At 48.0% G+C, this 21,204-nt stretch carries 25 protein-coding genes; 9 read left to right on the top strand and 16 right to left on the bottom strand.

Annotated features, from left to right (window positions below):
• Positions 1-212: 212 nt before the first annotated feature.
• The 3 genes from FXO21_RS19960 to FXO21_RS19950 form a co-directional block, all read right to left on the bottom strand.
• Positions 213-1,445: a hypothetical protein gene (locus FXO21_RS19960; protein ID WP_149641741.1), complete on the bottom strand. Its 1,233-nt coding sequence runs from the start codon at positions 1,443-1,445 to the stop codon at positions 213-215.
• A 1-nt stretch (position 1,446) separates the two neighbouring features.
• Entirely contained in the window at positions 1,447-2,010 is a 564-nt protein-coding gene (locus FXO21_RS19955) for an RNA polymerase sigma factor (protein ID WP_149641740.1), read from the bottom strand.
• Positions 2,011-2,085: 75 nt separating this feature from the next.
• Positions 2,086-2,586: a hypothetical protein gene (locus tag FXO21_RS19950; protein ID WP_149641739.1), complete on the bottom strand. Its 501-nt coding sequence runs from the start codon at positions 2,584-2,586 to the stop codon at positions 2,086-2,088.
• Positions 2,587-2,840: 254 nt separating this feature from the next.
• Between FXO21_RS19950 and FXO21_RS19945 the strand changes: the two genes are divergently transcribed.
• Positions 2,841-3,818: a S41 family peptidase gene (locus FXO21_RS19945; RefSeq protein WP_149641738.1), complete on the top strand. Its 978-nt coding sequence runs from the start codon at positions 2,841-2,843 to the stop codon at positions 3,816-3,818.
• 22 nt (positions 3,819-3,840) lie between these two features.
• Here the strand turns inward: FXO21_RS19945 and FXO21_RS19940 are convergent, their stop codons facing one another.
• On the bottom strand, positions 3,841-4,353 hold the full coding sequence (locus tag FXO21_RS19940; RefSeq protein WP_225865767.1) for a nucleotidyltransferase domain-containing protein: 513 nt from the start codon (positions 4,351-4,353) through the stop codon (positions 3,841-3,843).
• Positions 4,354-4,584: 231 nt separating this feature from the next.
• Here FXO21_RS19940 and FXO21_RS19935 point away from each other — a divergent pair, with 231 nt between their 5' ends.
• Positions 4,585-5,598, top strand: a complete 1,014-nt coding sequence (locus FXO21_RS19935) for a sensor histidine kinase (protein WP_149641736.1) — start codon at positions 4,585-4,587, stop codon at positions 5,596-5,598.
• Position 5,599: 1 nt separating this feature from the next.
• Positions 5,600-6,370 (top strand): LytR/AlgR family response regulator transcription factor, encoded by a 771-nt coding sequence (locus FXO21_RS19930; protein WP_192579272.1) that lies wholly within the window; start codon positions 5,600-5,602, stop codon positions 6,368-6,370.
• A gap of 7 nt (positions 6,371-6,377) precedes the next feature.
• Here FXO21_RS19930 and FXO21_RS19925 read toward each other — a convergent pair whose 3' ends face one another.
• The gene (locus FXO21_RS19925) at positions 6,378-6,911 is read right to left on the bottom strand and encodes a DUF1772 domain-containing protein (protein WP_149641734.1); all 534 of its coding nucleotides are present in this window, start codon (positions 6,909-6,911) and stop codon (positions 6,378-6,380) included.
• Between FXO21_RS19925 and FXO21_RS19920 the strand changes: the two genes are divergently transcribed.
• Genes FXO21_RS19920 through FXO21_RS19910 form a run of 3 tightly spaced genes read left to right on the top strand, consistent with a single transcriptional unit; the run spans position 6,895 to position 8,700 of the window.
• On the top strand, positions 6,895-7,182 hold the full coding sequence (locus FXO21_RS19920; protein ID WP_149641733.1) for a hypothetical protein: 288 nt from the start codon (positions 6,895-6,897) through the stop codon (positions 7,180-7,182). The two genes, FXO21_RS19925 and FXO21_RS19920, sit on opposite strands and share 17 nt — an antisense overlap.
• A gap of 32 nt (positions 7,183-7,214) precedes the next feature.
• Positions 7,215-8,105 carry a c-type cytochrome gene (locus tag FXO21_RS19915; RefSeq protein ID WP_192579271.1) on the top strand — a complete coding sequence of 297 codons (891 nt, stop codon included), beginning with the start codon at positions 7,215-7,217 and terminating at the stop codon, positions 8,103-8,105.
• A gap of 1 nt (position 8,106) precedes the next feature.
• Entirely contained in the window at positions 8,107-8,700 is a 594-nt protein-coding gene (locus FXO21_RS19910) for a GNAT family N-acetyltransferase (RefSeq protein ID WP_149641731.1), read from the top strand.
• Here the strand turns inward: FXO21_RS19910 and FXO21_RS19905 are convergent.
• The 4 genes from FXO21_RS19905 to FXO21_RS19890 form a co-directional block, all read right to left on the bottom strand.
• Complete coding sequence (locus tag FXO21_RS19905; RefSeq protein WP_192579270.1) at positions 8,697-9,593, bottom strand: alpha/beta hydrolase; 897 nt, start codon at positions 9,591-9,593, stop codon at positions 8,697-8,699. The two genes, FXO21_RS19910 and FXO21_RS19905, sit on opposite strands and share 4 nt — an antisense overlap.
• Positions 9,594-9,651: 58 nt before the next feature.
• A complete protein-coding gene (locus FXO21_RS19900) occupies positions 9,652-10,611 on the bottom strand; it encodes an alpha/beta hydrolase family protein (RefSeq protein WP_192579269.1) in 960 nt (319 codons plus the stop codon).
• Between the two features lie 92 nt (positions 10,612-10,703).
• Positions 10,704-12,020: an outer membrane protein assembly factor BamB family protein gene (locus FXO21_RS19895; protein ID WP_149641728.1), complete on the bottom strand. Its 1,317-nt coding sequence runs from the start codon at positions 12,018-12,020 to the stop codon at positions 10,704-10,706.
• Complete coding sequence (locus FXO21_RS19890) at positions 11,992-12,369, bottom strand: hypothetical protein (protein WP_149641727.1); 378 nt, start codon at positions 12,367-12,369, stop codon at positions 11,992-11,994. The genes FXO21_RS19895 and FXO21_RS19890 overlap by 29 nt, the downstream gene beginning before the upstream one ends.
• 247 nt (positions 12,370-12,616) lie before the next feature.
• On the opposite strand from FXO21_RS19890, the gene FXO21_RS19885 reads away from it, so the two are divergent.
• Both FXO21_RS19885 and FXO21_RS19880 read left to right on the top strand, forming a co-directional pair.
• Positions 12,617-13,645: a sensor histidine kinase gene (locus FXO21_RS19885; protein ID WP_149641726.1), complete on the top strand. Its 1,029-nt coding sequence runs from the start codon at positions 12,617-12,619 to the stop codon at positions 13,643-13,645.
• Entirely contained in the window at positions 13,642-14,394 is a 753-nt protein-coding gene (locus FXO21_RS19880; RefSeq protein ID WP_149641725.1) for a LytR/AlgR family response regulator transcription factor, read from the top strand. Before FXO21_RS19885 ends, FXO21_RS19880 begins: the two co-directional genes overlap by 4 nt.
• Here the strand turns inward: FXO21_RS19880 and FXO21_RS19875 are convergent.
• Together FXO21_RS19875 and FXO21_RS19870 are read right to left on the bottom strand one after the other, a co-directional pair.
• Positions 14,391-15,239, bottom strand: coding sequence for a sigma-70 family RNA polymerase sigma factor (locus tag FXO21_RS19875; protein WP_149641724.1), 849 nt, complete (start codon positions 15,237-15,239; stop codon positions 14,391-14,393). The two genes, FXO21_RS19880 and FXO21_RS19875, sit on opposite strands and share 4 nt — an antisense overlap.
• 10 nt (positions 15,240-15,249) lie before the next feature.
• A complete protein-coding gene (locus tag FXO21_RS19870; protein WP_149641723.1) occupies positions 15,250-15,864 on the bottom strand; it encodes a Crp/Fnr family transcriptional regulator in 615 nt (204 codons plus the stop codon).
• A gap of 134 nt (positions 15,865-15,998) precedes the next feature.
• Between FXO21_RS19870 and FXO21_RS19865 the strand changes: the two genes are divergently transcribed.
• Positions 15,999-16,409 (top strand): nuclear transport factor 2 family protein, encoded by a 411-nt coding sequence (locus tag FXO21_RS19865; RefSeq protein WP_149641722.1) that lies wholly within the window; start codon positions 15,999-16,001, stop codon positions 16,407-16,409.
• A gap of 7 nt (positions 16,410-16,416) precedes the next feature.
• Here the strand turns inward: FXO21_RS19865 and FXO21_RS19860 are convergent, their stop codons facing one another.
• From FXO21_RS19860 to FXO21_RS19840, 5 genes are all read right to left on the bottom strand, one after another.
• Positions 16,417-16,890, bottom strand: a complete 474-nt coding sequence (locus tag FXO21_RS19860; protein ID WP_149641721.1) for an OsmC family protein — start codon at positions 16,888-16,890, stop codon at positions 16,417-16,419.
• 17 nt (positions 16,891-16,907) lie between these two features.
• Positions 16,908-17,531 (bottom strand): GyrI-like domain-containing protein, encoded by a 624-nt coding sequence (locus tag FXO21_RS19855; RefSeq protein ID WP_149641720.1) that lies wholly within the window; start codon positions 17,529-17,531, stop codon positions 16,908-16,910.
• Between the two features lie 91 nt (positions 17,532-17,622).
• Positions 17,623-19,839 carry a xanthine dehydrogenase family protein molybdopterin-binding subunit gene (locus FXO21_RS19850; protein WP_149641719.1) on the bottom strand — a complete coding sequence of 739 codons (2,217 nt, stop codon included), beginning with the start codon at positions 19,837-19,839 and terminating at the stop codon, positions 17,623-17,625.
• A gap of 11 nt (positions 19,840-19,850) precedes the next feature.
• Positions 19,851-20,312 carry a (2Fe-2S)-binding protein gene (locus FXO21_RS19845; protein ID WP_149641718.1) on the bottom strand — a complete coding sequence of 154 codons (462 nt, stop codon included), beginning with the start codon at positions 20,310-20,312 and terminating at the stop codon, positions 19,851-19,853.
• A 164-nt stretch (positions 20,313-20,476) separates the two neighbouring features.
• The gene (locus tag FXO21_RS19840; protein ID WP_149641717.1) at positions 20,477-21,202 is read right to left on the bottom strand and encodes a LytR/AlgR family response regulator transcription factor; all 726 of its coding nucleotides are present in this window, start codon (positions 21,200-21,202) and stop codon (positions 20,477-20,479) included.
• Positions 21,203-21,204: the final 2 nt, after the last annotated feature.

The following is a 21,204-nucleotide window of genomic DNA, read 5'->3' as shown; positions in this document are numbered from 1 at the left end:
ATCTTTCCTTGCAACCTGATAAATTTCAATCGCTTTCTGAAACAGGTTGAGCCAGACTATCCGACAAATCCCAACAATGGCGTGACAGTTATTTCCCAAAGCCGATTGTAATCCGATGCAACGCCTGGTTTCGGGCGGCACCGAAGGGCCTGCCTGATAGCAGGACGCGCAGGAAACGCTGTCGTGGTCAGTTCGCCGTGGATCGTTGGATATTACTTTGGTTTGCTGAGCAATCCTGTCAGTTTCAACTGGACGCCTAAGGAAGTGAGCTGTAACTTTTCTGCGGTGACGGGACCAATCGGGTATTTGACATATGGTTCGACTCCCAGACCGTAATGTTTCATTTGATAATTAAATCCCAATCCAAAGTAAAGTGCGCCGCCGAAGGCCCAGTCGCCCTTTTTATCCTCTTCCGTTACCGAGCTGAAATCCTCGATAGTTTGTGTCGAAACCACGACAGGCCCTCCTGCGGTTTCGGATAACGTTGTAATTGTGCGGCTGGTTTTATAAAAATAATCCGACACTTGTCCTGTGCTGCCCAGCCACGATAAACCGCCAACTGCGGTGATCGCGGCCTTGTTGAAAGTCTTGACGCTGTATTGGACATGCACGGGCACTTCCACATTGAACCACTGATAACGAGCGCGTTGCAACTGTGCTATTCCACCCGAAAGCGTCGAGGCAATGGCATCTATTTCTACATTTAAAGACTGTCTGCTTCCGGATGCACCTGTAACGAGGGCCATTCTAGGTGTAATAGGGATGTATAAAGCGCCGCCCACACCATAATTCATTTCCAGGTGCGTGCATGCGGCCTGGTTTGATTGCTGAGAAACAGCTACGCCAAAACGAAACGATCCGGGCAGACGAGCAGGTGGTTCTGAAAGCTGCTGCCTAACCGGAATATATAGCTTGCCGAACTGGACATTTTGAAACGTGAACGGCCGGGATTGCAGAACATCCAGGCTCCGTAACTCTTGCTCTTTCGTCTGATCTGTTGTCGCGATTGCACTTGCAGGCTGGTATTCAGGCATTCCGATTAAAGGCCCTTTCCTGAAACTTTGCTGACTGCGTATTTCAGTCGCTATTCTCTCTTTCTTTCCATTCACCTGACTCAAATCCGGCCTGGAATTCAGGCTGTTTGCTTTTTCAGAAGACAATTTTCCCAGGTTTTCTTTGCCGGAAACCCTGTCGTTCCTGATCTGATTTACCGCAGTTTTGTTATTCGCCGTTTTCTCCGCGGGTATTAGTTGGCTTACCAAAATGGCTGTTCCAAAAATAACCAGCACAGCAGCCGCATTCAGCCAATACATGACAACCCTCCTTTTCCGCTTCCGCTGGTCCCGCAATCGTTCAAAATGCTCCCAGGCGCCGAGCTGGTAAGGCTCGGTGTGCGCCCAAAGCTGGTCGATGATCCGCTTGTTGTCGGGTTCCTGGTCTGACATCTTAATTGCTTCCGTTTTGTATCGCTATCATTTTCCGCAGGCTCTGCTTTCCTTTTGCAAGGTAAGCCCGTGAGGATGAAGCGGTGATAGACAGCATTTTACCAATTTCTTCATGGCTGTAACCCTCCACTTCATACAAGTTGAACACCACTTTCCAAACGGGCGGAAGTTTGTCGAGCAGCTGCAAAATCTCAGCAACCGACTGATTTGAAGTCACTTCCTCCTCTATTTCCGCATGCTCAAAAACGGCATCCAAATCGATTACAGCAAAGTTTTTCTTCTCCTTTCGAAAGTAGTCAATGGCTGTGCGAACAACCATGGCGCGCATCCAAGCCCTGAAAGACCGGATTTCCGAAACTTGCCTGGGTAGCTGATCAAATATTTTGAGAAAAGAATCACTGACCGCTTCCTGCGCCAGATCGTAAACCGAGAGATATCGCACGCAGATGCCCATCACCAAACCAAAAAAATGCTTAAAAACCCATTGCTGCGCTTTGGGATCTTTTTTCGCACAGCGTTCAATCCATTGTTTTTCATCGGTTGTACAATCAGATAGCCATTCCACAGGAACATATAACGGTATTGCCCCCGGCCTATCCCGGGGGCAATAGAAGATAAGGTGATTGAATAGGACGCTGTGTTACTTCGGGCTGGACGTGCTTCCGTCGGGATCAACTGTTGTATCCTGTTTTTTTGAACCGTTTGACACATGCACAATGACATCAGACGCATCTGCTGCACTGCCAAAGAGCTTTTGGAGATCCACTTCCAGCGTGTAATCATGCATCATGGCATCCTGAACGCCATCAGGCGTATCATAACCCACCACTAACCTGGCCTGCATTGGATACGAAAGCATCAGCGAGCCGTCCCAAACCACCTTGTAATTCTCAATGCCGCCGGCGCCAGTCACATGTATCTTCAGCGTGTTCCCCGTTCTGTCAACGTTTTTGATTTCAAAAGGCGTCCCGTCAAACGTCTCGCGTGCTGCCATAAGCTTATTATACTCATCACGGTTTGTCTGGATGAGTAAGCCGTTATCCGGCTCAGGAGCAATGTTGTTTTCCTTGTTACAAGAAAAAGAGATGAACAGGACAAGAAGCAGAAGAAGCGTAGTACGCTGTGAGAATTGTGTTTTCATTTTGCTAACAGATTTAAATGGTTACATCATGATGTCGTAGAAAGACTTTGAAACGCTACTGCAACAGGAAAGAAATATTGTTCCCAATTGACTGACATTGAGCCGGAATGGTTGAAAGGCTTCACTTCAAATTCTGTAAAGCGAGGCAATACCAGCGATCAAACGGGCAGGATTGCCGATGAACTGAGCTGGCTAGGAAAACCGCAGATTTATTTTTGCTGTGATATTATTTAATTCAAAATCAGATCCGGAACATGAGATCCATCCTACTTATCCTGACCCAGCTCTTGCTGATTCGGGCGTCTTACTCACAGTCGGATACGGCTCGGTCACATCTTGATAGTGACATTCTTGACAAAAGCGAAATAGAAGCTATTACAGCAGCCATCCCCCGATTGATAGAGAATCATTATGTCGACAGTATTGCAGGCAGCAGCATTTGCAGCGAATTCCGTAAGCTTTCGTCGTCCGGCAAATATTTGCGTTACAATCAGAAGAAAGCGCTGGCGGACGAGCTGACCAAAGACCTCCGGGAAATTAGCAAAGACGGCCATCTATATGTCCAGGGCAGGGAGAATGGTAGGGCAGACAGTAGAAACTGGGAACAACTGGAAAAGGGCAGAGAGCAGAAATACAATTACGGTTTTACGCGCATGGAGATTTTAGACGATGACATCGCTTACCTCAGGATCACAGAATTTATGCACCCAAAAAGATCCATGCAAACTGCTGTGGCGGCAATGAAACTGGTTGAAAACAGGCGAAACCTGATTATTGATCTGCGGGGAAATGGCGGCGGCTACCCGGGTATTATGGAATACATCCTGAACCATTATTTTGACGGCGAACCCATAGAAATTTCAACTACGAAATCTGCAAAAGGGACTTGTCAGGTGACACTAAGTTCTGATCTGATTTATGGAAAACTCCGGATCGGCACACCACTCTACATCTTGATTGACCATAAAACCGCCTCGGCTGCTGAATATTTTGCCTATACCTTACAGGCCTTCAAAAAGGCAATTGTTGTGGGCCAGCCCAGCGCAGGAGGGGCCAATCGAAATGAGTATTTTGACTTGCCAGCTGGACTCAGAATGTCTGTCTCCATTGCAAGTCCGGTCAATCCTGTCACACAAACCAACTGGGAGGGAAAAGGAGTAATCCCTGACATTGCTACGGCCGACCCGGAGCGCAAATCGGTCGAATTGATACGAGCCCGGGACGGGAAATAGATTTCAACTTCGAAGGATCATATCAGGTCGGGTTATTTGCTATTTCAAGATGACGTTCCACCTCCTTCCGCTCTTCCGTAGAAAGATGTAGTTCAATGAGCCTGAGGCTTTCATGATCTTTGGGACGCCAGTCGGATCTGGGAATCTCCTGTTCGTAAGTCAAAAACTCGAAATACATCGCCTGCCAGCTGATGCACCGGATGAGTTTACCGTTAAGTTTTCCTTCCGGCTCCGGCGGGCAGGAACCGGAAGGAAATCCCGGCAATATATACGCCTCACCAATTTTTGAACAAGGTTCGCAATCGATCAGTATGTCATTTTTACTCATCAAAAAACCATAATCCATTTGTTCGTATCCCGAAAATCCGAGATTGCGGAGCAAATCAATATAGCTATCATGATGCTCAGCCGGGTAGGCAATATCGATATCTTCATGTTCTCTGGTAATTTGTCCGATGCGGGCATCAATCGCCCAGCCACTTTCGAGCCACAATGTTATCCCTTCGGAGGACGCGGCGTTGAATATCGATTCCATGTTTCTAATGTGTGATGCGACGGCTTCTGACCAGAATCCCTGGCCATTTTTTTGAAATGAATACTGCATATGACATCGTTTGTTTTACCGGATCATTCCCAAGAATTATCGTACAAAAATACCGCCGCAACCAGATTTTTAAATGCAGAACTTGACATATAAGCCTAACAATAACCAATTTAGCATATCAGGCAGGCCATCAGACACCCGAAACGGACAAAACAGAATACCATGTCAAAATTCATCCGGAAATATCAGCTAAAAACAGGCGCGCTTCTGGCGGCTGTCCTGCCTGGTGTTTTTGTATTTTCCGGGTCCAGCGGCTCTGAGGCTCTGCTGCGTTTTGTATTTTCATTTTGCTGCATTTTCTCTTTTTGGACAATCAATTTTGCATTGATTGACTTCTCCGGTTTTAGGGAAAGTAAAAAAAGCGCCAGAAAACTGGTGCTGCGCATCCTGCTTTCGACGGTTTGTGCAATAGCCATATTTCTGACCATCGGTTTTGCAGACAACTCCGAATTACTCCTCTCGCAGGTAAGAGGCGCATTGATACATTCCCCGAAAGCCTGGTTCTATCTCATACTCAGGATCATCCTTTTAAATGGCCTCGTAATCCTGATCAAATATTTTTATGACGTCGCAGAAAAAAGCAGGCGGGTGCAGGCTGAACTGGAAACCCTGAAACGCGAAAATCTCATTGCTTTGCACGAATCATTAAAACAGCAGTTAAACCCGCATTTCCTTTTCAATTCACTCAACACCCTGAAATCCCTTGTCAAACAGGATCAGATGCAATCGCTGAAATTTATCGATCAGCTGGCGTCGATTTACAGATATATGCTGGTTCACAATGGAATGACGGAAGTGACGCTGGATGAAGAAATCTGCTTTTTGAAATCTTACGTCAACCTGCTGCAAATACGCTATGGAGAGGCATTTACTGTGGATATCCAAATTCCTGCCAGCATCCTGGCTGCAACCGTTCCTCCCAACACCCTCCAACTGCTGATTGAAAACGTGGTGAAGCATAATGTCTTTTCGCAAAAGCGACCGTTGAAAGTTTGCATTTATGTAGCGGACGGATTTTTAGTTGTGAAGAATAACCTCCAGTTCAAAAAGGCCGGTGAAACTTCTCAGGTAGGTTTAAATAATATTAATAACCGCTTTGAAATCCTCAAAGGCCGCGGCATCCGCGTGGAGAAGGATGCAAACCATTTTGAAGTTTTACTGCCAATCGCCGATTGATATGAACATTGTAATCATTGAAGACGAAGTCCACACTGCCTGGGACATTCAGAATTGCATAAAAACACTCCGGCCTGACAATCAAATACTTGCAGTGCTGGACAGCGTGGAAACTGCGACAGAATGGTTCCTGAATAACCCACAGCCAGAGCTGGTCATCTCCGACATTCAACTGGGCGACGGACTTGCATTTGAAATATTTAAAAAGATTGAATTGAGCTGCCCGATCATCTTTTGCACGGCCTATGACGAATATGCCATTCAGGCTTTTCAGAGCAACGGCATTGATTATATATTGAAACCGATCAATGAAAATCTGTTCGAGAAAAGCCTGAGGAAGCTCGAATCCATCGCCCAAATGCTGGCCCCCAAACACGACATTGATGCATTTGAAAAAATAATTACCTCCATTCAATCACGTAACCGAAAATATAAAAGCAGCTTTCTGATCCATTTCCGGAACCAGCTTATTCCCGTCGCGACTGAAAATATTTTACTGTTTAAGGTATGTCATGAAACCACAGAGCTATTCATGCAGGATGGCAGAAAGTTTCAGTTATACAAGCCGTTGGATTCCATAGAGGCGCAGGTTGATCCCAAAAAATTTTACCGTGCAAACCGGCAAACGTTACTCGCATTCGAAGCCATTCACCGCATCGAACATTATGACGACCGAAAATTAATGGTCAAACTGGAAGGCGTGGCCAGCGAGCCGGTCATCGTCAGCAAGGCAAAATCCACTGCTTTCCTTGCCTGGGTCGAAAACCGGTAAGCATTTTTTAATCCTGGCAATTTCGAATAACGTGCTGCACGGCCGCGACCAGCCCGGTCATGGCACAAAAACTTGCCGCGATACTTCCCGCAACCCGAACCCAATGCAGAGAACGGAACTCCCCTGCTGCCGTAATAAGCGTCTGCGCATCATGCACTTTCATTCCTTCGGTAAACATGATCGCATTGCGCGGCCAGAAATACAATGCCGACGCGATAAAGTCAAATGCCACAACGAGTAAAAAGCAGGTTAGAAAATAATAAAACACCTGTCGCTGCCCCCTCCAAAACCACAATGCGGCCAACCCGATTACCAGCGAAGAAGCCCCGAGCGGAGGAAAAAAGCTGCCTGGACTTGCATGACTCAAAAACGCCATGGAAGTTGAAAGCGATTTCGGCACATCGCTGAAAATATTGGGGTACAACACAAAAGTATCAAATAACAAAGCGCCCGTTATCACGGTCTGGATCCAGCAATAAATCATACCTGTGACGACGGGTATAGTAAAAATGACCCGGCCGTTTTTGTCGAAATTCATCATGGTGAATGGTTATGTTACAGGCGAAAACGTTTTCATGATGCCTGATTTTACCCTCGTAAAATTAATGTACAGCGCACACGCCCGCTTGCAATTGATGGCGTCAAATGGCTGTTTCGTTCCCCTTTCTGGCTGGTTGCTGGAAGGTATGCTTTCCGGTAGTGCGCAACTTTACTACACTCGCATCCGGGCTTTTGAAGCCCGGACAATCTGGCGGATGAAGCGGTCAATGACGGTCCTTAAATGGAGCTATCCAGGGCATACACCCGCTTAGTTTTGTATTTCAAAACTGAACGAAATAATGCCATGAATTGGAAAAGTTGGATGCTTCCCGGGGCGATCTTTATCGCTTCCGGATGTAAAATTCAGTATCAAACAGAAAAAATTGAATACAGAGCCGAATCAAGGGATATCAGGGAAGGAAAAAGACTTACTATGCTGGTCTGCGGATCGTGCCATTATAATTTCGAGACGAAGGATTTCAGCGGAAAAAAGCTGGAAGACTCTCCTGGAATTATCGGTAAGATATACTCCGCAAACATCACCCGGGATCCCGAACACGGTGCCGGCAAATACTCGCCCGGAGAACTCGCTTACCTGATCCGCACGGGCATCAGCAGGACGGGACGGCTGATGCCCTACATGCACCGCCCCAATATGGCCAATCAGGACCTGGACGCTATCATTGCTTATTTGAAATCTGACGACCCGGCAGTACAACCATCAGCAAGAAAAGCAGGAAAAACCAAGTACACGCCTATTGGCCGGCTTGGTCTGAGTATGGTAAAAGCCGGAGAATACCGCGACAGCAGCATTCAGAAACCCAAAAGCGACGCGGTGCTGCTCGGAAAATATCTGGTCGACAACCTGGCGTGCTATCATTGCCATTCCAAAAGTTTTGCCTCCCTGGACGCACTGGATCCTGCCAAATCGAAGGGATTTATGGGCGGGGGGAACAAATTGCGCGACGCCAGCCGAAAAAAGATCAGGACACCCAATCTTACCCCGCATGCAACGGGCATTCAGGATTGGACCGAAGCCGAATTCAGACGTGCCATTACGGAGGGTGTCGCAAAAGACAACTCGGTGATCAGTTATCCTATGCCCTTGTTTCCTGAACTGACCGAAGAAGAAAGCGCAGCCATATATGTATATTTAAAAACCATCCCACCGATAAAAAATAAGGTTAAACGATAATATGCTGGCTATTTCCAAACTCACCCCCGATGCGCACGACGAGGCTGCGAGGTTGCTGGCTACAACAATGTCCAGCAACCCGATTAACCGGGCAGTTTTTAAAAGCGCAAATCAGGAGGCGATACGAAAGCAGGAGCAAATGTTTCGGTTCGTATTGGCAAGGCCTGGTTTTACAACCTTCGCAGCCACGATAGATGGACGCATCGCCGGTGTAATGTGCTACACTACTTCCGACAACTGTCAATTGAATCCGTTAGCGCACCTGCCCCCGGTACTTTCCCTGGCTGCGGCGCTGAGACTGACCATGATACCAGTCTTGCGATGGCAAAAAGCCTGGGGAAAACGAGATCCGAAAGGCTATCACCTTCATTTTGGGCCACTGGCAGTGGCGAATGAATACCAGGGGCAACAGATAGGGAGCGGCCTTCTGGAGGTGTTTTGCAAACACGCCGATGCAATGCAACACCCTGCCTTTTTAGAAACGGATAAATCCGAGAATTTGGCCCTGTACCAAAGATTCGGATTCAAAGTCGTAGCATCGGATATAGTTTTGGGTATAAAAACCTGGTTCATGCAGCGAGAGCCGCAGTTTTAGACCCATTTGTCCAAAAATGCGACCTGGTCTTCAACCGTGTCTGACAGCATTTTGTGGTAAAAATCGAAGTGGTCAGCTTCGTAAATTCTGCAGGCACCTAATGGTATGGATCGGGCGATCTTTTCCTGAAATGCAGGGTTTGCGTAAATTTCGTTTCTGGCAATGCACACCAGCACCGGCGTGTCAGCTCCGGGGGCTTCATCGGGCCGGTAACGCGGAGGATCCAGATAAAAGCGGGGTGTAAACCGATTCTTCCAGAACCGGCTTTTCCTTTGCAGGTTCCGGAAATTTTCACGCAGGTCTTCTCCCTGAAAAACAGCAAGTTCGCCGCGCTCGCCATATACCTTCATATAATACGGAGACAACCCAAGCAGGCCTTTGACCGAATCCACCATCGCCGCAAGCAGGAGCTTCAACTTAAAACCGACGGATAAACGCACCAATGCCCGCGCGTCCTTGCTAACCATATCAAATGCAGGAACCTGAGCGATAACGGCAGCCAGGTTCGGGATCCTGGCTGCTGTATAAAATACGTGTCCACCGCCGAGTGACGTTCCCCATAGCACGATTCTCAATCTGTCAACCCGCCGGTCTTGCCTGATAAAATCTACGGCGGCAATGATGTCTTCACGCTGTTTATGAATATCGATAAGCTGCCTGGGCGTTCCTTCGCTTTGTCCAAAAAAGCGATAATCGAAAGTGAGTACCAGATATCCGGCTGCTGCAAACCGTTGCGCATAATCGGGCAAAAGCCAGTCCATTGTACCGGTGAACCCATTGACCATCACGATGCAGGGCAATGGTGACTGCTGATTTTCATTGACATAAATGCGACCTGCGCAACGTGTTCCGTGCGAATCAAAATAAACCGCTTCTTCCAGCATTTCAGGCATATCGTCTTCTTTAAATTTGTTTTTTAAAGGTCTTGAAACAGCCTGTTTTGTGACAAAGCTAGCGGCCGGTAAGCCTTTTGATTTCCACGCCATCGCTCCACTTGCCCATGAACGTCTGTTCTTTTGTTTCGGTGAAGGCGGTGGGGCATCCTTTATTGTTCCTGCTGCAATCGATCAGGGCATCGGCGAGGCGCCAGTAGCAATAATAGTCGGTGGCATCTACCTCGGGGGATGCGGCCAGTTTGCCGTCCTTGCTATCAAAATCCAGGTCTGCGCATGTAGGTTCATTGTGTCCGGCAGTGATCGAGTCGTTCCCGTAGCCGTCGGGGTAATGCATGAGCAAGTTCTTATTGGATGCTGAGATGGCCTTCGATTCAGCATATACTTTTTTCATAAAAACACTGTCTACCATCGTATCCTGCTTCTCAATGATCATCAGCAGCTTCAACGAAGCAGGCAGCCCGGCATAGGATTTTGCCTGGCCTGAGGGCACCGGCCCCACACCAGCTGCGGCCAGAAAGATGCCTTTCGGCTGCGGTATGCCCAGTTCGGCAGCATTGAGTGCCAGATTCGCGGTCACCACACCCCCATAGGAATGACCAATGATCACAAGCTGGTCCGTCCCGGCCTTGATTTTCAATTCTCCGGATGCCAAAACCTGTAAAGCCCTTTTAATCCCTGCGGCAGCATTGGGTGTGAATTCTGCCGGCTTCGTCCGCGCGTCCTTTTGATAGCGGGGATAAATCACAATGTTGCCCTGCCTCACCAAATGCTTGATCCAGGCACCATAATTGGCAGGATTCCAGCCTCCATAGCCGTGATTAAACACGATAACTGGGGCCGAAACCGGCGCAGGAGATGCAGGTAAATACAACCAGTAACCGGTGGGCCCGTCATCATAATTTTTCTTGATCACCTCGGCATGCTGGTACCCACTGCCTCCATAACCAGACGTAGGCTGCCCGGGCTGGCTGGGTTTGCCGGGGTCAGGCGTGCTGTTTTGGCAACTGGCAGCCATGGATACGAGAAATATTAATCCAAAAATCAATCGCATTGTTTTCATGTTATTCTATTTTTCTGACTAAAAATTCAATGTTATGTAGCTAAAAATCACCTCGGCCGGAAAGCAAACAGAGTCCCGTCAAAGGCAGGCACATACACGTTACCTTCCGGGCCAATCGTAGTTCCGACCGTAAAGAGCGTTTTGCCGGGGAATGGCATGCGGTCGAGGACTTCACCCGTTTTTGTGTCAACGACTACCAGTTCTTTGTAGGATTTATCGGGCGAACCCGCAACGGTGGCATACACCAGGTTCCCGGCTGTCTGCATAGGCAACCCCAGGTGGTTCAGGCTGTCCTTTTTCCACACCAGTTTCGCTTCCTGACCGACATCCTGAATGCACATGAGCGGCGCTGTACCGCCACCGGCAGGCATAATAAGGCCTTCGGGCGAAGTGGACTGGCTCCCTCCCGGCTCATAACCAATATTATATTTCCATATGCTATTGCCCTTGGCCGCGTCGATGGCGTGCAGGCCGCCCGCATTATCATTGACATAAATGCGCGAACCGTCTGACGAAATATCCGGGCTGGAGGCGCTGCCGCCGGGAAGCTCTTTATGCTCCCACAACGGTTTGATCGCAGGCCCGTCCTTTTCCGAGTAAACCATCGCCCGAACGCTGGCCCGGGCCGCTCCCGGTGCCCAGTAAGTAAAAAAGAACCGGCCCGTCTGCTGGTCGATGGCAACCGTATTTGCGCAGGGACAATCCGCAGTGCCGCGCATGCAGGCCCTGGGATCAAAGTCCGGGTCAGACGGAAGTTCGGCTGAAAGCGGGTGCGGATCTAAAACAAATGCACCTGTCTTTCGGTCGAGCACATAAATGACGCCGATGTGGGTAATGAAGATCAGCCTGCCGGTCTGTGTGAATTGCGCGGAGAATGGAAAGCCCTTGATCTTCGTTTCCCAGAGCAGGTTTCCGGATGCGTCAAATGCATGCATAGCTTCATTATCCGCGATGAAAAGTCGTCCCTGCTCATCGAGGAGGGCAGACGAAGCAACAGCGAATTTGTTTACTTTATCGGTACACCAAACCGTTTTTCCCGTCCGGGGATCCAATGCATACAAATAGCAGTCACCGGCATTGGTCGTTATGTAAACTTGCCCTTGCCTGCCAATGGTCGGGCCAAGGTTAATGGTACCGTCAAATTTGCGATGCCACGCGAGTTCAACTTTGCGGGGACCTTGCAAAGGCGAGTAATCGGAGTTGCGGCTGTCGGCATGCACAGCCGACCAGCCTGGACCATAGGCAGGGTCCAATATTTCGGATCTGCCCGGTTCGCTGGTTTTGCACCCTGCCAAAAACAATCCGGCCATCAGCAAGCCCCTCCCCAATGACCAATTAAGACCTCCTGTTTTTCCTGATTTCATCTTTTCGTTCCTGTTGCTGCTGTTTAAACTGATTGAATTGTTCCTGGCTCAAAACCTGTTTCAGCTCGGCCTCTTTTTCGCTTTGAAGTGCCCTTACCGCTTTCAGCTTAAACATTCTGCTGCCGTTGCCGAGCATGATCGGATCCAGTTTTTGGGCATAGGTCAGATTGATTTTTTCCACTTTCCCGGTCTGCGCCGAATCCAGTTTCAGGGTGGTGGCCATGCGTTGTGTCTGCATTTTTGCCCGTTCTGTGGCGGGCTTTTCCATCAGCACCTTCTGTGCGAATAAGGGATTTGAAAGGAATACCAGCCCGAAAAGCGCGGTCATGATTACATGTTTCTTTTCCATGGTTTGATAGATTTTTGTTGTATCTGTTTCAAACCAACTTTCTAAATTTTGCAAATGGAAAAAAATTCATCGAACGCGGCGATTTCCTGCATAAAATCACAAAAAGCCCCTTTGAGCGACCCAGGGCGACCATTGAAATCCATTCATGTGAAAAAAGGATTCGTTTATGCGAAGAATTGGTAAGTTGAGCGGACAATTTTTTGCATAGGTCACTTTTATCTTACACTTGCAGGAAAAACAAAGAACAATGGATAGCAGGGAGTGGAAATATAAACTGGCCAACCCGTATGTGCTCGGGATTTGTTACTGGCTGATCTGGCTATTCCTGTTATCCAGCTTTCAACCGTTCGGCAATGCGGCTTGGGCCGCTTCCGTTAATGTGGCTGCACAGGGAATCACTGCATTCGCGACCATTTGTTTTTTGATCCCGCATTATCTTGAAAAGAGGAAATATCTGGCTTACGCAGCACAGGTTGCGATCTTGATCTTTCTGCTTACGGTACTTTATATGAAACTTACCGAGCCGGGTTTGCATTTGTTGGCGGGCAAACGTGAAATCAGATATCCGCGTGCATTCCAGTTCGGCAGGATGTATTTTTTTCTGTTTGTAATCCACATTGTCAGTACGGCCTACAAGTTTGCATCCGATCGCTTTTATGCATTGCAACGACAGTCAGAGCTGCACAGGAAACAGTTGGAAACAGAGCTGCAAGTCCTTAAAAACCAGATCAATCCGCATTTTCTTTTTAATACATTGAACAATGTGTACACGCTGGCTTACCTGAAAGACGACAATGCTGCGCCCATGATCATGAAGCTTTCGGAGCTGCTGCGCTACACGCTTTATGATTGCCAGGCCGACCGGGTTAAGCTTGAAAAAGAGGTGGAGTTTTTGCGTAACATTATTGCCATGCAACAGCTTAAATCGGATGTTTACCAAAAGCGTGTTTCGCTGGAAACCTCCGGTGTACAGCCGAACCATTTCATTGCTCCGTTGCTCCTTTTAGTGTTTATTGAAAACAGCTTTAAATTTTCAGACCTGGATACGAATCCCGACGGGCATATCCATATCTCATTGCGCGTGGATATGTCAGGAACCTTGCATTTCGAGTGCGGGAATACAACAAAGCAACCTTTAAATGAGGAACCGAAAGCAGGAATCGGGCTGGCCAATGTGCGCAAAAGATTGCAGCTGATATATCCTGAAAATTATGAATTACAGGTAGCTGAGATGGAAGGTGAATTCTTGGTCAGCTTAAAAATATTTCACTTATGACTGTAAACTGCCTGATTGTCGATGACGAGCTGCTTGCCCGGCGGCTGCTGACCGATTATATCTCTAAAATACCGGAATTAAACCTGGTTGCTGCGTGCGCATCGGCCATGGAGGCGCAAAGTTTTTTGCAGAAACAGCGCATTGATTTACTTTTTCTGGACATCCAGATGCCGGATGTGACCGGGCTGTCTTTTCTCCGTTCTTTACAAAACAAACCGGTGACCATTTTCACGACGGCCTACACAGAATACGCTTTGCAAGGTTATGAGCTTTTTGTGCTTGATTATCTGGTCAAACCAATTTCCTTCGAGCGGTTTTTCCAGGCAACCAGCCGGGCAACGGAATACATCTGTCTTTTGAACAAAAAAGTGCCCGCAGAACGCGGTAGCAATGCTGTTTTGCCTAAAAACGATGAACAGGAAAATGCATATCTGTTTGTCAAAGCCGATTCCAAAATCCACAAAATCGCTTATACCAACATTGACCTTATCGAAGCATATGGGGAATATGTGCTCATTTTCTGCGGGAAAGAAAAGATCATGACTTTGGGGCAACTGGGAAAAATGGAACAAATGCTGCCCCGGCCCGCATTTGTGCGCGTGCACCGCTCTTTTATCATAAATTTTGCAAAAGTTGGCGCGATTCAGGGAAACACCATTTATATAGGAGAAAGGCAGGTCCCACTCAGCAAAAGTTATCGTGAAGCATTCATGGAGCTGGTTCAAAATGGAAGGCTTTTCCTGGGCTAATAACTGACTTTCATCTTGTCCGGATTACGTATGATATACATTTTCGAGAAAGCCATTTTATCTACCTCAAAACAAAAGATCGTTTCGGGTTTTTGGCCTGAAAAAAATACAAGTCCCAGGCGCCCGTTAACCCGCAGAATCTGAACAGTCTGCGCCTGAACGCTTTCCATGCCTGATATGGCTTCAAGCAACTGCATCACGTTATCCGCTCCTGTCACTGGCTTCAATGCCGCCGAAGCTTTCCCTCCGCCGTCGGAATAAATGATAACGTCTTTCTTCAGCAGCGATGCCAGCGACTTGATATCTCCTTGCTGATGTGCCCGAAGAAACGCGTCGAGCAGTTCCCGGTGTGACTTACCGTTGGTCTGCCGTAACGGTTCGGATCTGAGTTTCACCCGTGCGCGCGAAAGGATCTTGCGGCAATTGGTTTCACTGGTCTGTACTATTTCGGCTAGTGAGGCATACGAGTAATCAAAGGCTTCCCGAAGGACAAACACAGCCCTTTCAACCGGGTTAAGCTGTTCGATAAGGCTCATTAAGCCATAAGAAAGTATATCCGTTTTTTCTTCGTCCGCGGCCGGCAGTTCCGTCTGCAGATAGGGCTCGGGCAGCCATGTTCCCGGATATTGCTCCCGCTCTTTTTTGAGCTTCTTCAAACGGTCAATGGATTTATTGGCAACCACCCGGGTCAGATATGCTTTTTCATTTTGCACTTCTCTGTCGGGAGTGCTCAGAATATCCTCGAAACAATCCTGAACCACATCCTCAGCCTCCTGTATCTGACCAAGTATGTTGTAGGCTACTGAAAATAAATAGGATTTATACAGTGGCAATGCGTCTTTCATATGATAAATGCTAACTCGGACGAACCGGCGACCTTTTCTTCCGGATATTACTCAGCGATACCGGCGTCATGCCAAGATAGGACGCGATCATGTATTGAGGTACGCGCTGACCAATGGAAGGATAGGTGTTTAAAAACTTTTCATACCGCTCTTCCGCCGATTCCGTGATCAGTTCGCTCTTTTGCACTAACAAATGTGCCAGCGATCGCTGATAGGCCAGCCGGAAAAACCGCTCCATTACCGGCGCTTTGAAATAGAGCTCTTCAAGATGCTCAAATGAAATGCGGACTACAACCGATTCTTCCAGAGCCTGGATATTTAACGTTGCCGGTGACTGGTCGATAAAGCTCATCAAGTCGCCCAGCCACCAATCTTCCAGCGCAAACCTGCTGATGTGCTCGTTCCCCTGCTCGTCTACAATGAATGTCCGGAAGGATCCCCTGGTTACAAATGCGGTGTGCCGGCAAACCTGACCCTTTGTTAACACCATATCTTTCTTCTTGAAAGACGCAACCTGGAAATGTTCTTCGATTAAACACAACTCTTCGGTTGTCAGGTCAACATAGTTTTTCATGTGCGTGACGAGCTTTTTAAAATGATCCGTAAAAATCTCAGCAGCAGCCATTTATTAAAATACTTTAATTTTTTTATCGTCTAACCGCACGAAATTTGACACAAAAAATCAACGCAATGCTTTTGAAAAGAATCATATCGCTAATGTTTGCCGGAATTTTTTCGACTTGCTCAAATTCAGATGAAATGAAAAAAAACCTATTAGTATTAAAAGAAACCATGGAAGAAGTGGATAAGACCTGGGATTTTACTCCATTGATCAGTATTCTCTCAGACAACGTTGTTTTCGAAGCTACAATTCGCGAAGGCACGCCGATCAGCGGTCAATTCAAAGGCAAAAAGGCTGTTTCTGACTACTTCATGAAGATATTGCCGGCTACGGCGGTATTCAAACAACAGGCTCCGATGGAATTTGTAGCGCACGACGATAAAGTGATCATACTGGGTGACGATGCCTATACTTTAAAGAAAAACAATCGGACTTTCCGAAGCCCTTACGCCATGATCGTCACTTTTGATCGTGGATTGATTACCAAAATCCTGATCATTCAGGATCTGTCCGGCTTCCTTGAAGTATATCGTAACAATGTCAATTAGCAGCGGATCAATCTGCCACATGAACTTCTGCCCGGTGCAAAACAGGGAAGTTGACCGAGTTGGCGATAAAGCACAATTCGTTGGCTTTCCCATGTAAGCTGATCGCCTTTTCAATCATGGAGGGATCAGATACATGCACTACCGGATTCAGTGTTACTTCTGCAAACCTCCCTCCCCCATCCAGTGTTTCAACCATGATTCCGGCAGCCTTATCCACGTAGTCGGTCACCCTCACAGACGCTTCCGAGCAAAGGTGCAGGTACCATAACATATGGCAGGACGACAATGAGGATAACAGCAGCTCTTCCGGGTTATGCCTGGTGCGGTCCCCTCTGAAAGCCGGATCGGAAGAAGCATGTAGTACTGGCTTGTTTTCAATTTCGATGACGTGATCGCGTCCGTAGGCCTGATAACCGGATGTTCCGGTACCCTTGTTGCCTGTCCAGATGATTGTCGCTGCGTAGTGATGTTCTTTACCCATATGATGAGATTAAAAGTTTACTTAACGGGTTCCCTTAAAATTGTTCTCAACTTTTCGGGTGCTACTTTTCTAAAATCCGAAAGATAGATTTCATGATGCAATCCATTTTTCTGCAAGTTATGCGCTGTCATAAATGATTGCATCTTTTTCAAAGATTGAATTTCGGTTGAAAATGGGCCCACATGGAGCATCTGAACAGCCTTACCTTCCTGCATTTGGTAAAATTCGACATCTGCCGCCAATCGGATTTTCTTTTTAACAGTGACAGTTTGCACGGCAGCTTTCAGCAGATTTTCGTTCACAAAGTCAGGCATTCGAATCAGCATTCTGTATTCCCATACACTGCGGGGGACAAGTGCCGGAGCTTCTTCCATGGAGACATTTTTATACGCACTGTCGTCAAAACTCCACTGCCCCTGAAGCTTTGGGACTACGAAATCTTTGCCTTCTGATTTACAAAGAAACTTAATCGCGTACGCGGTAGCATACAGGGCCTGCAACTTGTCAGCATATTCCTGCTCTGCCGGGTCTCCTTTGCCCGTGATCGAAATAAACTGCGCCTTTTCAATGTCTACCAGCTGCGGGCTTTCATCAGCATTGTAATATGCTTTGTAGTGTTGGGTCAAATCTAGTTTTTTCATCTAGTTAGAATTTTTAAGCAAAAAAAAGCGCCCGCATTGACAGCACTATGTCAGCAGCTTGTGAAAATATTTTAATCAAAACCAGACTTTCCTAAGCCGTACCAATCCCCTGCATTTCCAGCGGGATCTTCCGGATCCTTTTACCGCTGGCAGCGAAGATCGCATTCAATACTGCCGGAACGCCCAGCGGACTGGATACTTCACCTACTCCGCCCGGCCTTTGTTCATCGGTGTCAACGAAATGCACTTCCATAGGGGGACATTCATTCATACGCAGCAACTTGTTTTCATGGAAGTTGGTATGCACCGCCCGGCCATTTTTAATAGGCAGTCCACCATATAATAATGCGGTAAGGCTCCATACAATGCCCCCGGTCATTTGTTGCTCGACACCCGACGGATTAATGACTTTCCCGCAGTCGATGGCAATGGTCATTTTGTTGATAGTAAGCTTGTTTTCATGCATGGTAACGTCTGCAATAACTGCACAATAGCTGTATCCGAATGTACTTACTGCGATGCCCTTTCCCCGGCCTGGCGGTAATGGTTCACCCCATTTCGCTTTTTCGGCGGCCAGTTTCAATACCCGCAAGATCCTCGACCCGTGAACTGGTATCGCATCCCCGACATAAGTATCTTTTCCACCGTTTAAAAGCGCCAGACGGAATTCGAGCGGATCGCGTTTCAATTCCGCGGCTACTTCGTCCAGAAAGCACTCACCATAAAACCGACCATGACCATCCACGCCTCGCCAGGCCGATGAATGCACCAGTTCCTGCTGGATCATATCTTCAAAATCATAGCGCACATTCGGGATTGCATATGCCATTGACGGCAGTTTCGGGTCCATATACCTGGCCGACCAGGTGTAAGTCCTGATCTCCTTTTCGTACCACGCATACAAATTGTTGTCCTTGTCTAATGCAGCCTGATATTCCATGTGCTGGAAAAGGTGCGCCAAATTCGCCTGATGGTCGTCCTCACGTGTCCAGATCATTTTCACTGGTACATTGCCCGCCTGCCTGGAAACAAAAGCTGCTTCCACTGCCATATCAGGGTAATACCGTCTGCCAAAACCACCTCCCGACGGGCAAAGATGGATCTTAACGCTGTCCTGAGAAAACCCGAAAACACGGCGTATTTCGCTGTCAATCAGATGCGGCGCCTGCGTTCCGATCCAGATTTCACATCCATCTTCGCCCATATGCGCAGTGCAGTTGAGCGGTTCCATGCAAGAATGCAGCTGCTGTGGATAAACGTACGAAGCGCGCACTGTTTTGCGAACATGGTTCAGGTCAGCCACCGCATTGGCATCGCCGATAAAACCAGTGGGATCGGTCCGGTGCGTGGCGCGCGCCCATGCCATTTCTTCGAAATCGGGCGAACTCAGCTTTCCGTTCGGGCCTTCGTCCCACTGAATGATGAGCTTAGCCTGCATTTGCCTGGCAGCCCAGAATGAATCTGCGACAACAGCCACGCCTTCGCGGATATCGTACGGCATATATGGAGCATTCAGCTGCAAACCTGCAATTGGCTGCGTACTGAAGACGTCCCTGGCCCCTGCAATCTTCATTGCTTCCGAAGCGTCGAAAGATTTTAGTTTCCCTTTAAAAACCGGACAACGTGCAATGACCGCATAAAGCATCCCGGGCACCTTCACATCCATCCCATATTTGAGTTCGCCGGTAACGATTTTGGGTACAAGCTTGGCCGGTTTTGACTTTCCGATGATCTGGAAATCAATCGCTTTTTTCAGTTCGACCTTAGCCGGGACCGGCAACTTGGCTGCGGATAGCGCCAATGCTCCGAAAGCGAGTTTCTTCGCCGTGTTTTTCTGAAACACATAATGTTTTTCAGCATAGCACTGCTCCGGCGCCGTGTTCCATTGCCTGGCTGCGGCTGCGATGAGCATTTGCTTTACCGTCGCGCCCGCTGTGCGCAGCAGGTCCCACTGATAAATGATCGTGCAGCTTCCGCCCGTATCATGCCCGCCATTCCTGTCATTCTGATAGCGCTGCATATCGGCATCCGGAAAGGCTATTCTCACTTTTTCCCAATCCGCACAAAGTTCATCCGCCAGAATCTGCGCCATAGCCGTGGCGACGCCCTGCCCCATTTCATGTTTTACAAATTGGAACAGTACATCGCCATTGGCGTCAATTCGTACAAAGTCACCCAGAGCTGTGCCGGGCACTACCGTGCCGGGCGCAACCAGTTTTGCCTCCCAGGAACCAGCCATCAATTCCTGGAATGATAACAACAACCCACCGGCGACGCCGGCCGAACGGATAAAATCTCGTCTTTGCATGGCTTTCAGTATTAGTTACGCATGGTTGAAGCTTTTTTGATAGCCTTGTGAATGCGCTGGTAAGTGCCACAGCGGCAAATATTGCCCGACATGGCCGTGGTTATTTCCATATCCGTGGGCCTGGCATTCCCGCGAAGCAGTGCAGCGGCGTTCATGATCTGGCCCGCCTGGCAGTAACCGCATTGCGGAACATCCTCCTGTTGCCAGGCCAGCTGCAGCGGATGGTCGCCTTTTTCTGACAGGCCTTCTATGGTCGTGATCTTTTGGTTGCCTACTGCCGAAACCGGCACTGAACACGAGCGGGTTGCATTACCATCCAAATGGACCGTACAAGCACCACACTGACCAATTCCGCAACCATATTTGGTCCCTGTCAATCCCACGAAATCACGGATCGCCCACAGGAGCGGCATATCGGGGTCGACGTCGATTTTGACTTTCCGCGCATTGATGTGTAGTTCCACGGTTACCATAGCTGCAATGTTTACGCACAGGCGTGCAGTGTTTTTATGCAAATCAATGCAAAACCGGCATGTAAAAACCGGCAATTTGACTAGCGTTTGTTTCGTGCGACAGACATTTATTTTGCCTTACAAAAGGCGTTTGTCGGGTTAGGCGGCGTGGCTCGAAAACAGGATCAGGATTGCATGATATCATGCCTTGTCAGCGCCTTTAAAGTTTCATTCTTGTAATTTCGGCCGATCGGAATGGTGAAGTCACTTACTTTGATGCTTTGCGGCGTGAAGGTCACGATCTGGTCGAGCGGGACGATGAAGGAGCGGTGCACGCGCTTGAATTTGGTTTCGGGGAGCTTTTGCTCCAGATAACTGATCTTGTTGTAGGAAATGATCTGCCCACTGGTTGTTTTCACCCGGACATAATCGCGGAGGCTTTCAACGTATAAAATGTCTTTCAAAAAAACCTTCACCATTTCCCGCTCCGCACGCAGGTAGATGTAGGACTCATTGAAATCATGCAGCAACTTATATTCCGCCCCTGGCTGAAATACAGGCTCTTTAAACCCATACACTTTGCTGATGGCTTTGAAAAACCTTTCAAAAGTGATTGGTTTCAGGAGGTAATCGACCACATCCAGATCAAACGCTTCGATAGCATAATCGCGGTAAGCTGTTGTGAAAATGACCCTGGTTTTGACCGGCAACGATTTGATCAGATCAATACCCGTTATTTTGGGCATCTGAATATCCAGAAAAAGCAGGTCAGCTGGCGTGCTATGGAGATATGTAAGTGCTTCCACAGCATTGGAACAGCATTTTGCCAGGTGAAGGCCGTCCACACGTTCGATGTAAGAGGAGATCAGTTCGGTAGCCAGCGGCTCGTCGTCAATTACCAGGCAATTCATCT

Source organism: Dyadobacter sp. UC 10, from assembly GCF_008369915.1.
Classification (GTDB): domain Bacteria; phylum Bacteroidota; class Bacteroidia; order Cytophagales; family Spirosomataceae; genus Dyadobacter.
Note: the sequence above shows the minus strand (reverse complement) of the source record. Positions and strands in the feature narration are given on the sequence as shown.

Coding starts and splice junctions, on each gene's coding strand:
- FXO21_RS19910 (WP_149641731.1), top strand. CDS start 8,107: ATGCTGGCTATTTCCAAACTCACCCCCGATGCGCACGACGAGGCTGCG.
- FXO21_RS19940 (WP_225865767.1), bottom strand. CDS start 4,353: ATGGAATCGATATTCAACGCCGCGTCCTCCGAAGGGATAACATTGTGG.
- FXO21_RS19945 (WP_149641738.1), top strand. CDS start 2,841: ATGAGATCCATCCTACTTATCCTGACCCAGCTCTTGCTGATTCGGGCG.
- FXO21_RS19860 (WP_149641721.1), bottom strand. CDS start 16,890: ATGGGTAAAGAACATCACTACGCAGCGACAATCATCTGGACAGGCAAC.
- FXO21_RS19855 (WP_149641720.1), bottom strand. CDS start 17,531: ATGAAAAAACTAGATTTGACCCAACACTACAAAGCATATTACAATGCT.
- FXO21_RS19925 (WP_149641734.1), bottom strand. CDS start 6,911: ATGATGAATTTCGACAAAAACGGCCGGGTCATTTTTACTATACCCGTC.
- FXO21_RS19960 (WP_149641741.1), bottom strand. CDS start 1,445: ATGTCAGACCAGGAACCCGACAACAAGCGGATCATCGACCAGCTTTGG.
- FXO21_RS19880 (WP_149641725.1), top strand. CDS start 13,642: ATGACTGTAAACTGCCTGATTGTCGATGACGAGCTGCTTGCCCGGCGG.
- FXO21_RS19895 (WP_149641728.1), bottom strand. CDS start 12,020: ATGAAATCAGGAAAAACAGGAGGTCTTAATTGGTCATTGGGGAGGGGC.
- FXO21_RS19875 (WP_149641724.1), bottom strand. CDS start 15,239: ATGAAAGACGCATTGCCACTGTATAAATCCTATTTATTTTCAGTAGCC.
- FXO21_RS19870 (WP_149641723.1), bottom strand. CDS start 15,864: ATGGCTGCTGCTGAGATTTTTACGGATCATTTTAAAAAGCTCGTCACG.
- FXO21_RS19905 (WP_192579270.1), bottom strand. CDS start 9,593: ATGCCTGAAATGCTGGAAGAAGCGGTTTATTTTGATTCGCACGGAACA.
- FXO21_RS19885 (WP_149641726.1), top strand. CDS start 12,617: ATGGATAGCAGGGAGTGGAAATATAAACTGGCCAACCCGTATGTGCTC.
- FXO21_RS19900 (WP_192579269.1), bottom strand. CDS start 10,611: ATGGCTGCCAGTTGCCAAAACAGCACGCCTGACCCCGGCAAACCCAGC.
- FXO21_RS19915 (WP_192579271.1), top strand. CDS start 7,215: ATGAATTGGAAAAGTTGGATGCTTCCCGGGGCGATCTTTATCGCTTCC.
- FXO21_RS19930 (WP_192579272.1), top strand. CDS start 5,600: ATGAACATTGTAATCATTGAAGACGAAGTCCACACTGCCTGGGACATT.
- FXO21_RS19840 (WP_149641717.1), bottom strand. CDS start 21,202: ATGAATTGCCTGGTAATTGACGACGAGCCGCTGGCTACCGAACTGATC.
- FXO21_RS19950 (WP_149641739.1), bottom strand. CDS start 2,586: ATGAAAACACAATTCTCACAGCGTACTACGCTTCTTCTGCTTCTTGTC.
- FXO21_RS19935 (WP_149641736.1), top strand. CDS start 4,585: ATGTCAAAATTCATCCGGAAATATCAGCTAAAAACAGGCGCGCTTCTG.
- FXO21_RS19865 (WP_149641722.1), top strand. CDS start 15,999: ATGAAAAAAAACCTATTAGTATTAAAAGAAACCATGGAAGAAGTGGAT.
- FXO21_RS19850 (WP_149641719.1), bottom strand. CDS start 19,839: ATGCAAAGACGAGATTTTATCCGTTCGGCCGGCGTCGCCGGTGGGTTG.
- FXO21_RS19845 (WP_149641718.1), bottom strand. CDS start 20,312: ATGGTAACCGTGGAACTACACATCAATGCGCGGAAAGTCAAAATCGAC.
- FXO21_RS19890 (WP_149641727.1), bottom strand. CDS start 12,369: ATGGAAAAGAAACATGTAATCATGACCGCGCTTTTCGGGCTGGTATTC.